The following is a 19803-nucleotide window of genomic DNA, read 5'->3' on the forward strand; positions in this document are numbered from 1 at the left end:
CTTGCCCTGGTCCTGCGGGTCCGGGTAGGACTCCAGCAGCGGGATGTCGACGATGCTCGACTTGAAGTCGTTGGCCACCAGGCGCCCGACCTGGCCGGACTTGAGCACGTTGTTGCGCAGCTGGTCGAGGCTTTGTGGCGAGCCGTTGTAGCTCTGCGGGATCACTTCACCGCCGGCAAAGCCCTCTTCGGTGACTTCGGTCCAGCGCACGCTGGGGCTCCACAGCGACTTGAGGCCCGAGCGGTCGACGCCGGAGATGTAGAACACCTCATCGTTGATCTGGCGCAGGGTCTCCATGTACTCCTTCGTGAAAATGTCACCGTCCTTGGCTTCCACCGAGATCCGCACGGTGTTGCCCAGGTTCGCCAGGTCGTTGCGGTGCTCCATCATCTTTTCGATGAAGGGGTGCTTGAGGGGGATCATTTTTTCGAAGCTGGTGGACGGGCGAATCAACGTCGCCTGCCAGAACAGGAAGATACTCACCAGCAGGCAGATGACGATCACTGCCGGGCGGTTGTTGAAAATCAGGCGCTCAAGAAAGGTCGCTTTATCGTTGTGATGACTGCTCATTCTATCCCCGCCCTTCTTATTGTTTTGTCGGTTCAGCGCCGGTCGGCGTGGCAACACGCACACCGCCTTGCCCGGCCAGAATCAAGTTACCGTTGCCCGCCGCCGTCACGGACGACAGCGAGATACGGTCCGGGCGGTTGAACACGCTGAAGGTCACCCCATCGTCATGACTGACCACCACGCTGCCGCCGTTACCAACGACGACAAGGGAGCCATCCTCCAGCAAGGTCGCGCCCGACAAACCAAACTCGAGCGCTCCCCGCGCCGCGTTCAATTCGACGGGCTCCCAGGTGCTGCCGAAATCTGTGGAGCGGTACAGGTTGCCGCGCAAGCCATAAGCCAGCAGGGTTTGCGGCTGCGCCGTGCTGATCACACCAAACAGCGAGCCCTCGTAGGGGCCTTCGAGTTTTTCCCAGGTCTGGCCGTCGTCGCTGGAGCGGAACATGCTCCCTTGCTCGCCGACGATGAACAGGCCGGCGTCCTTGATGTGGGCGATGGCGTTGAGGTGGAACTGGTCTTCGTTGTCGAGGCGGTCGCTGACGTCTTGCCAGGTCTTGCCGCCGTCGGTGGTTTCGATCAGCGCACCGTAGGCGCCCACGGCCAGGCCGTGGTTGGCGTCGTTGAACCATACATCGAGTAAAGGGGCTTCGCGCTTGAGGTCCTGGTATTGCTGGGTCCAGGTGGCGCCGCCGTCGGAGCTGGCAAGGATTTGCGCATCGTGGCCGACCGCCCAGCCTTGCTGGTCATCGACGAAAAACACCGCCGTGAGCAGTTGCCGGGTGGGGACTTTGGCTTGGGTCCAGGTGCTGCCCTGGTCATCGGAATAGAGGATGTGCCCGCGGTCACCGACCGCCACCAGCCGCTTGCCCGCGTGGACGACGTCGATCATCAGGCCTTTGGCGGCCTTGGGGGATTCAATCGCAAACGCAGGCGTTGCGACGGTATCGCTGGCTGCCAGTGCCGGCGTGACTGACACGCCACCGACCAGCAACGAGAGCGCTGTGGCCAGCAACGCAACCCTGCGTGCGGCACGTGGGCGGCAAACAACCCAACCCATGACAGGCTCACTCATAGACCTTTCTCCCATTATTATTGTTATCGCCTGCCTTCCGGGGCCTTGAAACCTGCAATCTAGAGCGCCTGGAGGAAGCAGGGGCCATCCTATCGGGCTTTCGAATCGTCTGACAATCGGCGCTACGTTATCTTTTGTTAACTGAAGGCATTTGGCCGCATGGTGAATGTAGCTCTATTCGCCGAGGTGATCGTCGACGTATCAATGAATTTTTATTCTATCTATTGAAATTTGGGAATTTTTATTCCATTAATACGCCTTCTGAAAACAATAATGCAAAGGACCACGACGATGCGTGAACTCGGAATCGGCTTGATCGGCACAGGCTTCATGGGCCGCGCCCATGCGCTGGCCTTCAATAACGCCCGCGCAGTGTTCGAGTTGCCGGTACACCTGAAGCTGGCCGCCCTGGCCGATGCCGACACCGAGCGCGCGCAGCGCTGCGCCACGGCCTGGGGATTCGCCCAGGCTCATGGCGATTGGCAAGCATTGATCAATGATCCCAGCGTCGACGTGGTGGCCATCACCACCCCCAACCACCTGCACTACCCCATGGCGATGGCGGCGATTGCCGCGGGCAAGGCGGTGTACTGCGAAAAACCCCTGGCCGTGAGCCTGGAACAAGCCGACGCCATGCGCCGTGCCGCCAGTGCGGCCGGGGTGGTGACGCGGGTGGGCTACAACTACCAGCACAACCCGATGATCTCGCTGGCACGGCAGATGATTGTCGATGGAGACCTTGGCGACATCATCAGCTTCCAGGGTGAATTCAGCGAGGACTTCATGGCCGACCCGGCCTCGCCATGGTCGTGGCGTTGCGAAGTGGAACATGCCGGTGGCGCCTTGGCGGACCTGGGCAGTCATTTGTTGTCGATGGCGCGTTATCTGGTCGGTGATGTGGTGAGTGTGTGTGCCGATACGCAGACCGTTCACGCCCGGCGCCCGGCCGTCAAAGGCAGCGCCGAGCTGAAGTCGATTGCAGTGGATGATCAGGTGCACGCCCTGCTGCGTTTCGCCAACGGCGCACGCGGGACCGTGAGCAGTAGCTGGCTCAAGCAGGGCTACAAGAATCACCTGGGCTTTGAAATCAGCGGGACCAAAGGCACTCTGGCGTTCGATCAAGAGCGTTTGAACGAGTTGCGGGTGTGTCGCGAGGGTCAGGACGGCTTCCAGCGTTTACTCGCCGGCCCTGCCCTTGCGGGTTATGCGGCCTTCAGCCCGGCGGCCGGGCATCAGTTGGGGTACAACGAACTGAAGACGCTGGAGGTGCAGGAGCTGATCATGGCCGTGGCCGGTCAGGGTGCGGAGGGTACGGACTTTGAAGCGGCGTGGGAGGTGGAGCGGCTGGCGACGGCGATTCGCGTGGCGGCCCGTGAAGAGCGCTGGGTCACCGTGAACGCGGTCTAGAACACAGTAAAGATCCCCTGTGGGAGGGGGCTTGCTCCCGATGGCGGAGTGTCAGCCAGTGTATTTCTAGCGGATGCACAGCCATCGGGGGCAAGCCCCCTCCCACATTTGGATCATCGACACGTTCGCGCTAGCGCAAGGCCCGACGCAGCACTTTGCCCACCGTGGTCTTGGGCAACTCGGTGGTGCGGAGCTCCACATACTTCGGCATCTTGTAACCCGTCAGTCAGCACGGCTTACAGCGTTTACTCGCCGGCCCTGCCCTTGCGGGTTATGCGGCCTTCAGCCCGGCGGCCGGGCATCAGTTGGGGTACAACGAACTGAAGACGCTGGAGGTGGAACGGCTGGCGACGGCGATTCGCGTGGCGGCCCGTGAAGAGCGCTGGGTCACCGTGAACGCGGTCTGAAACACAGTAAAGATCCCCTGTGGGAGGGGGCTTGCTCCCGATGGCGGAGTGTCAGCCAGTGTATTTCTAGCTGATGCACAGCCATCGGGGGCAAGCCCCCTCCCACATTTGGATCATCGACACGTTCGCGCTAGCGCAAGGCCCGACGCAGCACTTTGCCCACCGTGGTCTTGGGCAACTCGGTGGTGCGGAACTCCACATACTTCGGCATCTTGTAACCCGTCAGGTACTCCCGGCAATGCGCCAGTAGCTGCTCCTGGGTCAGGTTCGGGTCCTTGCGCACCACGATGATCTTGACCTTCTCCCCGGTCACGCCATCTTCCACCCCAATCGCCGCCACTTCCCCCACCCCAGGGTGCAACGCCACTACATCTTCGATTTCATTGGGGTACACGTTGAAGCCGGAGACCAGGATCATGTCCTTCTTACGGTCCACCAGGCGGATGTAACCGCGCGCGTCCATCACGCCGATATCACCGGTCGACAGCCACCCCTCGGCATCCAGCACTTCGGCGGTGGCCTCCGGGCGTTTCCAGTAGCCCTGCATCACCTGCGGCCCGCGCACTTGCAGTTCGCCCGGCTCGCCGATCTCGGCCAGCGCGCCGTCTTCGCGCAGAAAGCGTACCCAGGTCGAGGGTAATGGCACTCCGATGCTGCCGGTGAACTCCATCTCGCGCATGCGCGCAATGTTGATCGGGCTGATGCTCACCACCGGCGAACACTCGGTCAGGCCGTAGCCCTCGATGATCGGCAGTCCGGTGACTTCCTTCCAGCGTTTGGCCACCGCCGTGTGGGTGGCCATGCCGCCCGCAATCACCATGCGCAGGTCGGAAAAGTCCCGCGCGCAAAACGCCTTGTTCTCCAGCAAACCGTTGAACAAGGTGTTGACCCCGGCAATGCCGTTGAAGCGCTCCTTGCGCAGGATCATCTGCACCCGCTTCACGTCCCTCGGGTTGGCGATGAGGATATTGCGCCCGCCCAGGCACATGAACATCAGGCAATTCACCGTCAGGGAAAAGATGTGGTACAGCGGCAGCAAGGTGACGTTGGTTTCCTGTTTGTCCTGGTCCAGTTGATCCCCCACCCAGGCCTTGGCTTGCAACAGGTTGGCGATGATATTGCGGTGGCTGAGCATCACGCCCTTGGCATCGCCGGTGGTGCCGCCGGTGTACTGCAGGAAGGCCAGGTCGTCGAGGTGCATCTCCACCGGGAAGTGGTTGAGCGCCCGCCCCTGTTTCAACACCTGGTTGAAGCGCACCGAGCCACGCAGGTTGAACGCCGGCACCTGCTTTTGCACGCTGCGCAGGATGAAGTTCATCGCCGCGCCCTTGAAGGTGCCGAGCAAATCACCGATGGCGGCGATCACCACGCGTTTCACGCTGCTGCCGGTAATGACTTTTTCCAGGGTATGCGCGAAGTTTTCGAAGATCACCACGGTTTCGGCGCCGCTGTCCTTGAGCAAATGCTTGAGCTCATGGGCGGTGTACAGCGGGTTGACGTTGACCACCACCGCGCCGGCCAGGATCGTGCCCAGCAGGCAGATCGGGTACTGCAAGCAATTGGGCATCATCAGCGCGACGCGGTCGCCTTTCTTGACGCCCTGCCCTTGTAGCCAGGCGGCAAAGGCAATGCCTTGCACCTGCCAGTCGGCGTAGGTCATTTCGGTGCCGATGCTGACGTAGGCCACTCGCTCGCGAAACTTCTCCAGGTGTTCCAGGAACACCTCGCGCAGCGACGGGTAGTCTTCGATACCGGCCTCGATATCCGCCGGGACGCCGGGCAGGTAAGCGTTCAACCAGATCCGTTCGGTGTGTTCCAGGCTTACAGCGTTCATGGCAGTCTCCTTGTTGTTGTTTTTGATAGAGCTACTTTTCGACGATGGCGGTAATGCCCAGCCCGCCCGCCGCGCAGATGGAAATCAGGCCGCGCCCGCCGCCGTTCTCATGGATGAGCTTGGCCAGCGCCGCCAATTGCCGGCCACCGGTGGCGGCGAACGGGTGACCACAGCCGAGGGAGCCGCCGTTGACGTTCATTTTGGCGCGGTCGATGGCACCCAGCGGCGCGTCCAAGCCTAGACGGTCGCGGCAATAGTCGGCGTCTTCCCAGGCCTTGAGCGTGCACAGCACTTGGGCGGCGAAGGCTTCGTGGATCTCGAAGAAATCAAAGTCGTTGAAGCTCAGGCCTTCGCGCTTGAGCATGCGCGGCACCGCGTACGCCGGGGCCATCAGCAGGCCTTCGGTGCCGTCGACGAAATTCACGGCGGCGGTTTCGCCGGTACGCAGGTAGGCCAGCACCGGCCAACCGTGCTCGGCCGCCCATTCCTCGCTGGCCAGCAACACCACCGAGGCGCCATCGGTCAGCGGCGTGGAATTGCCCGCGGTGAGCGTGCCGTTTTGCCGGTCGTAGGCCGGGGACAGGCCGGCGAGCTTCTCCAGGCTGGCGTCGGCGCGCAGGTTGTTGTCCTTCGCCAGGCCACGATGGGGGCTGATCAGGTCATCGAAGAAACCGCGTTTATAGGCTGCATCCAGGCGCTGGTGGCTGGTGAGGGTCAATTCATCCTGGGCCAGGCGCTTGATCTGCCAGCGCTTGGCCATTTCTTCGCAGTGTTCGCCCATGGACAAGCCGGTACGTGGCTCGCCATTGCGCGGCAGCAACGGCTTGAACAGCATCGACGGTCGGACCTTGAACAGCGCCTTCAGCTTGTCGCCCATGCCCTTGGCGCGGTTGGCCGCGAGCAAGGTGTGGCGCAGGGATTCGTTGATACCGATGGGCGCGTCGGAGGTGGTGTCGGCACCGCCGGCGATGCCGACCTCGATCTGGCCGAGGGCGATCTTGTTCGCCACCAACAAGGCCGCCTCCAGGCCGGTGCCGCAGGCTTGTTGCACGTCGTAGGCCGGCGTGTCCGGGGACAACGTGGTGGAGAGCAGCGACTCACGCGCCAGGTTGAAATCCCGCGAGTGCTTGATCACCGCCCCGGCGGCAAACTCACCCAGGCGTTGGCCGTGCAGGTTGTAGCGGTCGACCAGGCCCTGCAGGGCGGCGACCAGCAGGTCCTGGTTGCTGTCGTGGGCGTACACCGTGTTGGAACGGGCGAACGGGATACGGTTACCGCCGATGATCGCCACGCGGCGAACGGGGGCCGGGTTGAAGCTGTAGTCAGTCATTCCACGCTCTCTTTCCAGATGAACAGTCCACGCATATGGGGTTTGTCGCCGGCGAAATTGCGCACTTCGAATTCGCGTCGCGGGCCGGTCACAGGGTGACTCCACAGCGCAACCTGGCCCGGCAGGAAGATCGGCAGCTTGAAATCACAATGGGCCTCGGCCTGGTCCAACCCACCGGGCGGTTGTTGCGCGGCGAGCGCACGCCCCAGGGTCCACATGCCATGGGCGATGGCGCGGCGAAAGCCGAATATTTTTGCGCCGATCACCGACGTGTGAATCGGGTTGAAATCCCCCGACACCTTGGCAAAACGCCGGCCCAGGTCGGCGGGTAGCACCCAGCGCTGGGTGCGCAACAGCCCCTCTTCCTGCAACGGCAGCCCGTCCCCCCACGGCTCGCCAACCGGGTCCTTGACGTCCCGGCGCAGGTACAGGCTGTCGCTTTCCCATACCAGTGTGTCGGCGCCGTAGGCACGGGTGGCGATGCTCAGCGCCTGGCCTTTGGGATGGGCGACCCAGCGCTCGCAGTACACCTCAAGGCGTAAGGCCTGGCCTGCATGCAGGCGCTGATGCTGACGAATGCGATTGGCCAGGTGCACCATGCCGCTTGCCGGGTACGGGAAGCTCGGTCGCGTCAGCAACATCAGGTGCAACGGGAACGCCAGCACGTGCGGGTAGGACAGCGGCACGCCCTGCTCGCGACGAAAACCACAGGCGCGGCCATACGCCTCAATGCCAGCGGCGGACAACTGCGCTGCCGAGCGCACGAGACGTTCCTTGAGTAGCACCGGCGCACCGTCGAGCGTGGGTTTGCGCAGGGCACGCACGCCATCCAGCAGCAAGCGCGTACGGGATGGCGGCGGGTCGATGATCTGCGTTATGTAGTCCATGGCTCAGGCTCCCAGCAGGCTTTGGCCGCACACGCGTACGACCTGGCCGTTGACCCCGCCCGACGCGGGGTGCGCCAGCCAGGCGATGGTCTCGGCGACGTCGACGGGCTGCCCGCCCTGGGACATCGAGTTCATGCGCCGCCCCGCTTCGCGGATCATCAGCGGGATTTTCGCGGTCATCTGGGTCTCGATAAACCCGGGCGCCACCGCATTCACGGTGACGTGCTGCGTCGCCGCTTGCGGTGCCAGGCCCTGCACCAGGCCGATCACACCGGCTTTGGAGGTGGCGTAATTGCTTTGCCCAAGGTTACCGGCGATGCCGGAAATCGACGAGACACACACGATGCGCCCGCCAGGGTTCAAGCCCTGGCTGTCCAGCAACGCATGACTGAGCTGCAACGGCGCCTCTAAGTTCACGGCCAACACACTGCGCCAGGCGTCCTCGGTCATCTTCGCGATGGTTTTGTCCCGGGTGATCCCTGCGTTGTGCACCACCACATCGAAGGCGCCGTATTGGTTGACGTGGGCCTGCAACAGCGAGGCCGCGTCGGTGGCGGTAATGTCCAGCGGCAGCGCCGAACCGCCGACACTGTCCGCCGCCTGTTGCAGCGACGCCTGGGCCTGGGGCACGTCCACGCACACCACATGGGCGCCGTCCCGCGCCAACACCTGGGCAATCGCCAGGCCGATGCCACGGGAGGCGCCGGTGACCAGCGCGCGACGGCCGGCGAAGGGTTTGTCCCAATTGACGCTGACGTGGCCGTCCACCGGTTGTTCCAGGCGTATCACCTGCCCTGAGATATACGCCGAGCGACGCGACAGGAAGAACCGCAGGCTGCTGTCCAGCGCGTCTTCCGCGCCGGGTGCGACGTAGATCAACTGTACGGTGATCGCCCGACGCAGCTCCTTGGCCAGCGAACGCACCAAGCCTTCAAGGGCGCGCTGGGCGATAGCCTGGGGCAGGTCCTGGCACTGTTCCGGCGCGGTGCCGAGCACCACCACGCGGCCATGCTGGCCAATGCGCTTGGCGTTGGCGTGGAAGAACCCGTACAACGCGTCCAGCTGCTGCAGATCCGCCACGGCGCTGGCGTCAAACACCGCGCCCTGCACCTTGACCGTGGACGGCGCCTTGAGCGTGGCCGGGGTGGCGGTGACCGTGTCGGTGGCCGCGAACACCCGCTGCACTTCGGCGACCAGGCGCCCTGCCCCGGCGACGATCACCGGGTTGGCCAGGCCGTGCTGGCCGCTGCGATGGCGTTGCAGCGGCAACGGTTGCGGCAAGCCGATGGCCTGGGCCAGGCGACGGCCCCAGGGGGAATTGACGAAAGAAAGGTAACTGTCACTCATAGATAGATCCACTCACAACACATACTGGCCGTGTAAACCCGGTCTGTGTGGGAGGGGCTTGCCCCCGATAGCGGTGGTTCAGCCCCCTCCCACATCGATTGGGTTTTTCCTAGTTGACCGAGGCGTTTTCGCTTTGGCTGTTGCGGCGTTTGGGGGCCGGTTCCAACGCGTGCTTGCGTTGCTGCAAGGCCTCCAGCAACCCGAAGTCCTGCGGGAAGTCGTCCACCTGGATACCGTGATCGGCGTATTCCACATAGCGCCCCAGCAGGGTGTCTTCTTCGTCGCTGATCAGGTCCAGCGCCCGCGCCTTGACGCGCCAGACCGTGAAGGCCGTGGCGGAAATCGGCATCGGCTCGATCAGGCCTTGTTTGACGGCGGACTTGAGACGGGCCTCGATCAATTCGACTTGCGGCAACAAGCGGAAACCCAGTTCGCCGTAGGCCAGCTTGTCGATTTCCGGGCGTGGGACGTAGGAATTGGCCAGCAAACGGTCGCGGGTGTCGCCCGGTGTCTGCACCACGTCGGCCACTTGGGCCAGCAGGCGGTCCGAGGGTTTGCGCAGCGGTATGCCGAACGGGAACGTCAACGCCCTGATGACCATAGCGGCGGCTTTCGAGGGGTAGTTATCGAGCACTTCGGCCAGCGCTTCATGGGCGCGCAACAACGCGTCCTGGGCCGACCAGTGCACCAGCGGCAGATCCGCCTGAGGCCGGTCGTCATCCTCAAAGCGCTTGAGCACGCAGGACACGATGTACAGCTGCGACAGAATATCCCCCAGGCGCCCGGTGATACTTTCCTTACGCTTGAGGGCACCGCCGAGCACGCCCATGGAAATGTCCGAAATCAGCGCGAGCACGACCGACAGACGATTGACTTGGCGGTAGTAGGACGCCAGTGCCGGGTCAGTCTTGGCCGGCGCGGAAAGCAGCCGCCCGCCGGTCAGCGCATGCACCGCCGCGCGCACGGTGTTAGCCAGCACGAAACTCACATGGCCGAACATGGCCCGGTCGAAGTCTTCCAGGGCCTTGCGCCGGTCCGGGTTACGCGCCGCTTCCATCTCGCTGAACACATAGGGATGGCAGCGGATCAGCCCCTGGCCAAAGATGATCAGGCAGCGCGTCATGATGTTCGCGCCTTCCACCGTGATGGCGATGGGGCTTTGCTGGTAAGCGCGCGCGAGGAAGTTGTTCGGGCCCATGCAGATGCCCTTGCCGGCGACGATGTCCATGCCGTCATTGACGATCATCCGCGCGCGCTCGGTGACGTGGTACTTGGCGATGGCCGAGATCACCGAGGGTTTCTCACCGGCATCCAGGGACGCCACCGAGACTTTGCGCACCGCATCACACGCATACAGGTGCCCGGCCATGCGCGCCAGGGGCGCCTGCACGCCTTCGAACTTACCGATGGGCAAGCCGAACTGTTTGCGCATCGCCGCATAGGCCGTCGTGCCGCGCACCGCGACCTTGCCCAGGCCGACGTTGGAGGATGGCAGGGAAATCGCCCGGCCGGCCGCCAGGCATTCCATCAACATGCGCCAGCCGTTGCCGATTTGCTCACGGCCGCCGATCACCCACTCCAGCGGAATGAAGACATCCTTGCCGGTGGTAGGACCGTTCTGGAACACCGCATTCAACGGCCAATGCCGACGGCCGCTGTTGACGCCAGGGTGGGACGTCGGGATCAACGCACAGGTGATCCCCAGCGAGCCGGGCTGGCCGAGCAAACCGTCCGGGTCTTCGGCGCGGAACGCCAGGCCGAGCACCGTGGCAATCGGGCCCAGGGTGATGTAGCGCTTGTCCCAGGTCACACGGAAACCCAGCACTTCCTCGCCTTCATGCAGGCCTTTGCAGACGATGCCCAGGTCGGGGATCGCGCCGGCATCCGAGCCGGCATACGGGCTGGTCAGCGCAAAGCACGGGATGTCCTCACCCCGCGCCAGACGCGGCAAGTAGTAATTGCGCTGGGCATCGGTACCGTAATGCAAGAGCAATTCAGCCGGCCCCAGGGAATTGGGCACCATCACCGAAATCGCTGCCGCCGAGCAGCGCGTCGACAGCTTCATGATCACTTGCGAGTGCGCATAGTGAGAGAAACCTTTGCCGCCGTACTGCTTGGGAATGATCATGCCGAGGAACCCGGCATCCTTGGTGTACTGCCAGCCTTCGGGAGACATGTCCTGCCAGACCTGGGTGGTTTCCCAGTCGTTGGCGATGTCGCACAGGGTTTCCACTTCGTTGTCGAGGAAGGCTTGCTCCTCCGCGCTCAGGCTGGCGGGAGCCGCCTGCAGCAGACGCTGCCAATTGGGCTTGCCACTGAACAGCTCGGCGTCCCACCACACGGTGCCGGACTCAATGGCCGCGCGCTCGGTGTCAGACATGGCCGGCATGATCGTACGAAACAGGCCCAGGGCCCTGCTGGTCAGCACGCTGCGGCGCAGGGGTTTGATTGTCATCAGCAACGCGGGCAACACCACCAGGATCGCCGCAACGGCGGTGCCGACACCCGCCACCACGTTGAACAGGTAACCCGCCGCCAGCCAGAGAAGGCCCGCGCCCAACCAGAGGGTGGCGACAGCTTGTCGATACGCCAGGGCAATCGCGATTGCGACGCCCACCAATAACCAGATAACCATGGGGATACCTCTATTCGATTCAGGGTATGGCCTACGTGCAACAGGTCGGATGAACTGCGGCGTAACGCCACACTACAAAATTCGAAAACTATATTCAAATTTTGTTTTGAAATTATTATTTAATGCGCAGCCAAAAAAAACGACCGAACCGGTCGCTTGGTCAATCACGCCGAAAAGAGGTCCCCCCTGAAACCTCAGAACGCGTAGGTGGCCGAAAGGCTGACGACATCGCCGGACGAGGCAGCCTTGCCATCCAGGCTCGCAGCCCCCAGCCGATCGACGTTCTTGGTCTTCAACTTGACCTCTTGGACGAACTGGTGGGAATAGGCAGCATCCAGCGTCAACCCCTTGATGGCTTTGACCTCATACCCCGCTCCGAGCGACAAGAATGTGCGATCACCATCGGGGATCCGAGGGTCACGGGTCGAGTTGCGGGTCGGTGTCTGGTCAATCGCCACACCGGCACGCAAGGTCAGCTCATCGGTCGCACGCCAGTCTCCACCGACGGAGTACATCCAGGTGTTTTTGTAATGGTAGGGAATCGAGACAATCGTCATGTCGCCGGATTTGAGCGTCAGGTCTTCGAACGACGACCACTGCGTCCAGACCACACTCGCGCCCAGGGTGAATCGATCATTGAACCGGTGCGCCCAGTCAACGCCCGCCGTGGCAGGAATATCCAATTGAGTACTGGCGTGGGCACCGTCCGGAAACAGCTCAAGCCCCGGATACGCCGTACCCACCAGCGTGCCGCTACCGCCAAACGGGCTGGGTTGTGTCAGGAGGTTGTAGGAAAACTGGTCAGCACGGATGGAGTACTTGCCGGTCATCTTGTTCTTGATCCTGGCGTGGTAATTCAGGCCCAGCGTGTCTTTTTCCGTGGGTTTCCAGACGACGCCGGTAAACCAGCCGGCTGAGATATTGTCGACCTTGATGCGCATCAGGGCGCCACCGACGTCCGACGGGAACGGTGTACCACCCAGTTCGGAATCGGACACCGCTGCCGCTGACAACAGGTCGACGTTCTGGCTGACAAAACCTTTACTGTGCTGAATGATCACGCCGCCACCGAGGGCGAACTGATCGTTGAGCTTGAACGACAAGGACCCCGTCAACCCCACGGTTTCAATTTTGGTATCCACGGCAAAGCCGCGCAGTTTGGAGTCTTCATCCCAGGTGGAACGCATGCCTTGGGGGACGACCTGGCTCAAACCGAAGGCAAAGCGATCCCCCAGCGGCATCACCATAAACCCCGTGGGCAACCAGGCCGTGAATCCACCTTGTCCACCCTCATTGTTGTTGGCTGTGGTCGCCGAGCCGTCGGGAAAGCCGTCGCCGCCCAACGGCGTGCTGGAAATCGGATTGCCTGCATAATCAAAGGCGGCGCCTTTGTACTGGATCTTGACGCGTGCGTAGTCGACCGTGAATTGCGCAATGCTGCGGTCCACAAAGGCCATGGCCGCGGGGTTGTTGAACGCCGAACTCGGATCGTTCTTGAACAGCGAGCCGCCAGCGAACGCTCGCCCCCAACCGGGAGCCCCATACGTCGGCGTGGAAAAACCGCCAGCCTGCACAGGCACTGCGGTCGTCAGCCCGCCCATCAACGCCAGTCCCAGGAAAACCTGTAGCTGTCGTTTCTTATCATTCATACCCCACTCCTTACTGCTCTCTCACTCAACCGCCCGAGCCCTATCGTCGACGAGCGCCTCGTTGAGGCGCCCGTCTTTCAGCGGGCGATCAGCCCTTGGTTTCAGTCGCTATCCAGGAACAATCAGGGAACAACGGTGAATGCCGGAGTAGGCTTGACGCTCAGGCTCACCACCGTGCAGTTGCCTGCCAGGGACTGATTGGAAGCCGTCAACACGCCACCGCTGTAGTTGGCGGTGATGGTGGAAGCGCCACAATTGGAGACGGGGTAGAGAATCGAACCGGCGATGGTGTACCCGACATTCGACACTGAGCCGACTGCGGCACCATTAGCCGTCAATGTCCAAGGCAGGCCAGTGATCTTGGGCAGGTCGCAAAGACCACCGCCGGTGATGGCAACGCCGGTGATTTTCGCGACACCGGAGGCGTCGACGTTACCGGTGAAGGTAGCCCCACAGTTGACGGGGGCCTGGTAGGAGGACGGCGATTTCACCGAGATCGTGCCTGGCGCGGTGAAGTTGGTGTTGATGGGCGTGATGCTGTACGCATTGGCCATGGAAGCGGCACCCATGCAAACAACCAGGGCAGACAACGACACAAGAGATTTCAAGTTCATCATTGCTATTCCTTACATAGAAAGGCGAGTTATTCGCCAGGGGTAATGGCCATATTCAAAAAGCTCTGCGCAAACAACAGCCCTCTTGATACAGCCAAATCATCAAATCAGTGCTCGACCCATAGCGCTCTTCCCTGAAAACTAATGCTGTTCGGGTAGAGAAACTTTGTTGCAACTGAACATAAGCTGAAATAGGAATAATCTGAGCGATGAGTAGTACCAAACCGCGCAACTAAGTGCGCAGCTGATATGTTCTTAAATACGCAGGAGAGTTGCCCAACAGCAATTAATTTCGCAGACGGGCCAAGTAGGAGATATGAACGGGCTACGTAAGCATCCCGTTAAAGCGAAGCATTGAGGATAAAAGCGCCACGATGTGCTTGGCGCTTTTATCCTCAATGTGGGGGCACTGACTTAGAACGCGTAGGTAGCCGATACAGAGACAACATCACCTGAAGATTCGGCCTTGCCATTCAGGCTTGCCCCCCCCAGGCGATCAACGTTTTGGGTCTTGAGCTTGACCTCTTGCACAAACTGGTGGGAATAGGCCAAGTCAACACTCAACCCCTTGATTGCTTTCACGTCGTAGCCGGCCCCCAACGACAGGAATGTACGGTCGCCATCCGGGATTCGCGGGTCGCGAGTCGAATTGCGTGTAGGTGTCTGATCAAGGGCGACACCTGCACGCAGGGTCAGCTCATCGGTAACACGATAGTCACCCCCGAGGGAGTACATCCAGGTGTTCTTGTAGTTGTAGGGAATGGACACAATTGTGGTGCCGCCGGACTCAAGCGTCAGGTCCTTGAACGAGGACCACTCAGTCCAGGTTACGCTGGCTCCCAGGGTGAAACGATCGTTGAACTGGTGTACCCAGTCCAGACCCGCCGTGGCAGGAATGTCCAACTGGACTTTGGCATGAGCGCCGTCCGGCGCCAGCTCCAACCCTGGGTAAGCGGTATTCACCAATGTACCGCTACCGCCAAACGGGCTCGGTTGGGTCATCAGGTTGTAGGAAAACTGATCGGCGTAGATATTGTATTTGCCGGTCATCTTGTTCTTGATCTTGGCGTGGTAATTCAAGCCAAGCGTATCTCGTTCTGTGGGCTTCCAGACGACGCCGGTAAACCAGCCAGCCGAAACATTGTCAACTTTGACACGCATCAGCGCACTGCCGACATCCGATGGAAAATTGATGCCGCCCAGCACCGAATCGGACACTGCGGCGGCAGACAACAAGTCGATGTTCTGGCTGACGAATCCCTTGCTGTGCTGCACGATCACGCCACCACCGATGGAGAATTGATCATTCACTTTGAAAGACAGTGACCCGGTCAACCCCACGGTCTCGATTTTGGTGTCCACTGCAAAGTCGCGCAGTTTCGAGTCCTGATTCCAAGTGGAGCGCATGCCCTGGGGCACAACTTGGCTCAAGCCGAACGCGAAGCGATCTCCCAGGGGCATGACCATGAAACCGGTAGGCAACCAGGCCGTAAACCCGCCTTGTCCACCATCGTTGTTATTGACCGTGGTCGCCGCCACATCAGGAAAACCATTAGCATCCAATGGCGTATTGGAAATGGGGTTGCCCGCATAATCAGAGGCATCGCCCTTGTACTTGATCTTGATGCGCGCGTAGTCGACCGTAAATTGCGCGACGTTGTGTTCCACAAAGGCCATGGCCGCCGGGTTGTTGTACGCCGAGCTCGGGTCGTTCTTGAACAGTGACCCACCGGCGAATGCCCGCCCCCAGCCCGGCGCCCCGTAGGTCGGTGTTGAAAAACCGCCGGCCTGTACGGGCGCGGTCGCCAAAGCCCCGCCAATCAACGCCAGCCCCAGCAAAACCTGCACATGTTGTTTCTTATTATTCATGCGGCACTCCTTATTGTTATCTCTCTGAGCCAGCCCTGCCGGTTCGTCTTGCGGCCTGCAATTCATGAACTGGCGCCCAGTCAAGGCGCCAGTTTTTTTCAACGGGTGATCAGCCCTTCGTTCTTACGCTTTCCTCAAGGCACGATAGTCAGCGCAGGGCTTGGGGTAACGCTCAGGCTCACCACGGTGCAGCTGCCGCTTAGGGTCTGGTTGGCAGCGGTCAGCACACCACCGCTGTAGCCCACAGCGATGGTGGAAGGGCCGCAGTTGGAGGCTGGGTACAGAATCGAAGCGGCAATGGTGTACCCGACATTTGTAACCGACCCGACAGCAGGGCCGGTGGCAGTCAACGTCCAAGGCAAACCGGTAATCTTAGGCAGCGCACAAAGGCCGCCACCGGTGACCGCGACGCCCGTGATCTTGGCAACACCGGTCGCATCGACGTTTCCGGTAAAGGTGGCGCCACAGTTCACGGTGGCCTGGAAGGATGATGGCGACTTCACCGAGATAGTGCCCGGCGCGGTGAAGCTTGTGCTGACAGGACTGATGCTATAGGCATTCGCCATCGAAGCAGCACCCATGCAAACAGTCAAAGCAGTCAACGACACGAGGGTTTTCAAGCTTTTCATTGTTTTTCCTCACATGTTATGGCGAAGTCATTTCGCCAGGGGTAATGGCCATGAACGAGAGGTCACGGTGAAACTGCAGAACTTCCCTTTCCAGCCAAATTTCAATTCAATTACCGCAGTCGCATTCGACGCTTATTCAACAACCTTGAAGTTCGGCGGCATTTTGATCGACACCGTCTTGATCTTGCAGTCTTCGCCGATCGGGACATTCGCGGCTTCTAACTTGCCGGTGGCGTTGTCCCACGTGCCGTTGGCGGTAGAGGGCCCGCACTTGCCGCCCAGGCCAAACGCGTGCACGTCCACGCTGATCTTCGACATGGAGCCACTTTTGGTGTCTTTGGCGACTAATACCCAGGGCAAGTTGATCGCTTCGACCCGGCTGCACTTGAGGCCGCCCTCGAATTCGACGGTGTCGACATTCACCGAAGTACCATCCGCCGCGACGTTGCCCGCCACCTTGATGGTGCAATCGGCGCTGATCAGCGCGCCTTTGGAAAAACTGATAGGGCCTTGGGCCGTAAAGGCGCTGCCGGCGGGTTCGATGCGCGCAGCCTGGGCCTGGTGATAGGCGATCAGGCCCAGCGCGGCCAATACGATATGGGTGGTGAACTTGGCAGGTGCTTGCATGGTGTACGTCCTTCCCTTTAATTATTTTTGTTCGGGTCAAACAACTTTCTTGCCACTGACCTGGAAAACCTCGGGCGACAGAAACCTGCACGGAATACAAGCCCGAGTACGCAAACAACGTGTTACTTAAACTTAGAACGGTGTGGCGCTGTTGCTGTACTTCTCCAAATACTTCAACCGCTGTGACGGCTGAAGATTCGCCAGGGTGATATCCCCGCCGTAATGATTCAGCACTCGATGGTCCATGCGACGGCGCCACAAGTAAGGCACGTACGCCCAGACAATCATACTTGCGTAACCGTAAGGAAGTTGCGGAGACTCATCAAAATGGCGCAACGACTGATAACTACGGGTCGGGTTAGCATGGTGATCAGAGTGACGCTGTAACTGGAACAGGAAGATATTGGTAACAATGCGATTACTGTTCCACGAATGCCGTGGCGAACACCGCTCATAACGACCATTGGGTAACTTCTGGCGTTTAAGCCCGTAATGTTCGACATAGTTGACGACCTCCAACAGCGAGAAACCGTAGATGCCCTGGATAATCAGGAACGGAATCACGGCCACCCCCAGCCAGGCGATCATCGCCCCCCACAGCACCACGCTGTACATCCACGCGCTGAGCACGCCGTTCTGCCAGTGCCACGCCGGCAGGCCGAGTTTACGCAGGCGTTCACGCTCCAGGTTCCACGCCGAACGGGCACTGAACCATACCGAACGTGGCAGGAAGGCCCAGAAGCTCTCCCCGAGGCGCGAGCTGGCCGGGTCTTCCGGCGTGGCGACGCGCACGTGATGGCCACGATTGTGTTCGGTGTAGAAGTGCCCGTAGAAGGTCGGGGCCAGCGTGACCTTGGCGAGAAACACTTCCAGCGCATTGGGTTTGTGACCCAGTTCGTGGGCGGTGTTGATCGCGATGCCGGTGGCGGCACCGGTCGACATCGCCATGCCCAGGTAGGTGAACCAGCTCGGTTCGCCATGCAGCTGCGTGCGGGCGGTGATGTAACTGGCGACGTGGGACAGCCAGCTGGACGGTTCCAGGTTAGCGGTAGCCTGCAACAGGCCACCCTGGATGATCCAGTCGATACCGCCGGCGGCGAGCCAGCCGGTGATCACCACAGAGGAGATGACGAACAGCACGCCGGTGTAGACGATCCAACGGTAGTAGCGTTGGGACTCAAGGTGGCCGACGGCGGATTCGGGCGGGTTGCTCACGTCTTCACCGAGCAGGCCGTCGATCAGCGGGATCAAGCCGAAGATCACCAGCACACCGACCCACCAGAGGGATTGGATACCGGTGGTGATGGCCAGGGCACCCGAGAGCAATGGAGTGGCCAGGGGCATGATGCCCAGCCACCACAAATGACGCTTGCCGTCGGTCCATATGCTTGGGGCTGCCAGTGTCTGATTCATGGCAGCCTCCGTGGCAGGGCAGCGGAAAGCAGGTTCAGGGAGCACTGAATGCTCCGGGGAATCAACCATGCGATAAAAGACGTTTTTTTCATTTTTATTCGCTCTTAGGCATTTCAAAAATCATTTCAAAACAAACATTGAAATATTTTTTTAAATAAATAGCGCGGAATCGATAGGTCGTCAACTATTTTTTCGAGGCCTTTCCTACGTGACCATGCAGTCTCTTTTTCAGCCGTTTGGTCAGGTCTCTAGCGCAAGCATTTCGGACCGTACAACCCGCAATGAAGGCCACGATTATTTGTTTGCCAAGGCAAACGGCGGATGCAGGATCTCGGCTGTTTCCAGCGGCCGCGCACGCTTGGCCAACTGGTGCACCGCCTCCACCACCCTCTCGGTGGCGGTAATCGGCAGCATATGCCCGCGCCCTTCCACGACCTGCAGCTTCAGGCCCGGGACCTTGTCGGCCAGGGCCTGGCCGTGTTTACGAAAGTCCAGGACCTTATCGCGTGCGCCATAGATCAGGCTGATGGGCAGCGTCAGTTGCGGGTAGCGCTTGACCATGTCCGGCAGCTCGTCGTTGACCAGCGCTATCTCGCTGGACGCGGCATAGAAGTTCTCGGGACGCATGCCCAGCAGCCCGCCGCCGCGGGTGGCGAAGTCCTCAGGGGCACTGTCCGGTGCGAACACCCCCTTGACCACCGCACGGCGCGTCAACAGCCCCATGGGCACAGTCAGCGTGTAGGACACCCACCGCCGCAGCCAGGCCGGTCGCACGGCCAACGACCAGAACACCAAGGGTAAGGTGGGTTGCGGATGGGTCAATGGCGCCACCAGCACCAGCCCGGATACCGTGTGAGGATGGTCAAGGGCCAGCGCCAGGGAAATCGCGCCACCGAGGGAATGCCCCAGCACCAGCGGTTTATCCAGGCCCAGGGTGTGAATAAAGGCTGCCACTTGCCGCGCCTGGGCCGGCAGGTCGGCGGCGGTGCCTGTATGGCGCGTGGAATAGCCCGACCCCGGTCGGTCGAGGGTGATCACGCGAAAGTGCTCACGCAATTGCCCGGACAAGGCATAGGTCAGGTTGCGACTGCTGCCCATCAGCCCATGAATCATCACCAACGGACGGCCTTTGCCTTCCTCGTAATAATGAAAGCGCTCGCCGTCGACCTCCACAAAACGCCCATTGTTCGGAACGGCGGCTTCAATGCGCCGCGTCATCCAGACGCTGAACCCCCATAAAACGGCGCTCGCGCCTATCAACACAGCCGCCGCGATAACCCATTCAACAGCCATAGCTCGGTCCTCTGCATCCCCGCTGCTGGCGACCCGACCGGTATTGATCAAGGCCTCAGCCATCGTCCACACCCTGGACCCGAACGTCGTGCCTGTCCGTCGGACAAGTCGCACATGAGGAACCTGGGACTAGCGTAGGCGATATTTTCAGGTAGATTATTTAAAATCTTTTTTAAAATAAGTAATTCAATTTTTCTTTGCAATGGTGTTCTATCTAAAA

At 60.8% G+C, this 19803-nt stretch carries 14 protein-coding genes and 2 pseudogenes; 2 read left to right on the plus strand and 14 right to left on the minus strand.

All coding sequences use genetic code 11. The features are described from left to right. Together AC3ZU9_RS22970 and AC3ZU9_RS22975 are read right to left on the minus strand one after the other, a co-directional pair. Nucleotides 1-570: pseudogene (locus AC3ZU9_RS22970) on the minus strand (RND family transporter); the annotation flags it as partial. Between the two features lie 16 nt (nt 571-586). Further along, nucleotides 587-1627, minus strand: a complete 1041-nt coding sequence (locus AC3ZU9_RS22975) for a WD40/YVTN/BNR-like repeat-containing protein (protein ID WP_122810981.1) — start codon at nt 1625-1627, stop codon at nt 587-589. A gap of 306 nt (nt 1628-1933) precedes the next feature. Between AC3ZU9_RS22975 and AC3ZU9_RS22980 the strand changes: the two genes are divergently transcribed. Both AC3ZU9_RS22980 and AC3ZU9_RS22985 read left to right on the plus strand, forming a co-directional pair. After that, nucleotides 1934-3049, plus strand: a complete 1116-nt coding sequence (locus AC3ZU9_RS22980; protein ID WP_122810982.1) for a Gfo/Idh/MocA family protein — start codon at nt 1934-1936, stop codon at nt 3047-3049. A gap of 221 nt (nt 3050-3270) precedes the next feature. Next, nucleotides 3271-3456, plus strand: a pseudogene (locus AC3ZU9_RS22985) (gfo/Idh/MocA family oxidoreductase); the annotation flags it as partial. A gap of 130 nt (nt 3457-3586) precedes the next feature. Here AC3ZU9_RS22985 and AC3ZU9_RS22990 read toward each other — a convergent pair. The 12 genes from AC3ZU9_RS22990 to AC3ZU9_RS23045 all read right to left on the minus strand — a co-directional run bounded on the left by AC3ZU9_RS22990 (nt 3587) and on the right by AC3ZU9_RS23045 (nt 19583). After that, nucleotides 3587-5290, minus strand: coding sequence for an AMP-binding protein (locus tag AC3ZU9_RS22990; RefSeq protein WP_046034772.1), 1704 nt, complete (start codon nt 5288-5290; stop codon nt 3587-3589). Between the two features lie 31 nt (nt 5291-5321). Next, the gene (locus AC3ZU9_RS22995) at nt 5322-6620 is read right to left on the minus strand and encodes an acetyl-CoA C-acetyltransferase (protein WP_093541792.1); all 1299 of its coding nucleotides are present in this window, start codon (nt 6618-6620) and stop codon (nt 5322-5324) included. Continuing rightward, nucleotides 6617-7507, minus strand: coding sequence for a MaoC/PaaZ C-terminal domain-containing protein (locus AC3ZU9_RS23000; RefSeq protein WP_490091393.1), 891 nt, complete (start codon nt 7505-7507; stop codon nt 6617-6619). Before AC3ZU9_RS23000 ends, AC3ZU9_RS22995 begins: the two co-directional genes overlap by 4 nt. A 3-nt stretch (nt 7508-7510) precedes the next feature. Beyond that, entirely contained in the window at nt 7511-8854 is a 1344-nt protein-coding gene (locus tag AC3ZU9_RS23005; protein ID WP_490091394.1) for a 3-oxoacyl-ACP reductase, read from the minus strand. A gap of 109 nt (nt 8855-8963) precedes the next feature. Continuing rightward, complete coding sequence (locus tag AC3ZU9_RS23010; RefSeq protein ID WP_102060690.1) at nt 8964-11489, minus strand: acyl-CoA dehydrogenase; 2526 nt, start codon at nt 11487-11489, stop codon at nt 8964-8966. A gap of 194 nt (nt 11490-11683) precedes the next feature. After that, the gene (locus AC3ZU9_RS23015; protein WP_490091395.1) at nt 11684-13138 is read right to left on the minus strand and encodes an outer membrane protein transport protein; all 1455 of its coding nucleotides are present in this window, start codon (nt 13136-13138) and stop codon (nt 11684-11686) included. 122 nt (nt 13139-13260) lie between these two features. Then, nucleotides 13261-13755: an alkane oxidation protein activator PraB gene (praB, locus tag AC3ZU9_RS23020; protein ID WP_012724679.1), complete on the minus strand. Its 495-nt coding sequence runs from the start codon at nt 13753-13755 to the stop codon at nt 13261-13263. A gap of 411 nt (nt 13756-14166) precedes the next feature. Continuing rightward, complete coding sequence (locus AC3ZU9_RS23025; RefSeq protein ID WP_012724680.1) at nt 14167-15621, minus strand: outer membrane protein transport protein; 1455 nt, start codon at nt 15619-15621, stop codon at nt 14167-14169. A gap of 134 nt (nt 15622-15755) precedes the next feature. Beyond that, a complete protein-coding gene (gene praB / locus AC3ZU9_RS23030) occupies nt 15756-16250 on the minus strand; it encodes an alkane oxidation protein activator PraB (protein WP_012724681.1) in 495 nt (164 codons plus the stop codon). Between the two features lie 132 nt (nt 16251-16382). Beyond that, nucleotides 16383-16877: an alkane oxidation protein activator PraA gene (praA, locus tag AC3ZU9_RS23035; RefSeq protein ID WP_093541782.1), complete on the minus strand. Its 495-nt coding sequence runs from the start codon at nt 16875-16877 to the stop codon at nt 16383-16385. A gap of 132 nt (nt 16878-17009) precedes the next feature. Further along, nucleotides 17010-18290: an alkane 1-monooxygenase gene (locus AC3ZU9_RS23040; protein ID WP_490091396.1), complete on the minus strand. Its 1281-nt coding sequence runs from the start codon at nt 18288-18290 to the stop codon at nt 17010-17012. A gap of 294 nt (nt 18291-18584) precedes the next feature. Continuing rightward, the gene (locus AC3ZU9_RS23045) at nt 18585-19583 is read right to left on the minus strand and encodes an alpha/beta fold hydrolase (RefSeq protein WP_046036950.1); all 999 of its coding nucleotides are present in this window, start codon (nt 19581-19583) and stop codon (nt 18585-18587) included. Nucleotides 19584-19803 lie beyond the last annotated feature (220 nt).

This window comes from Pseudomonas sp. A39 (assembly GCF_058145955.1).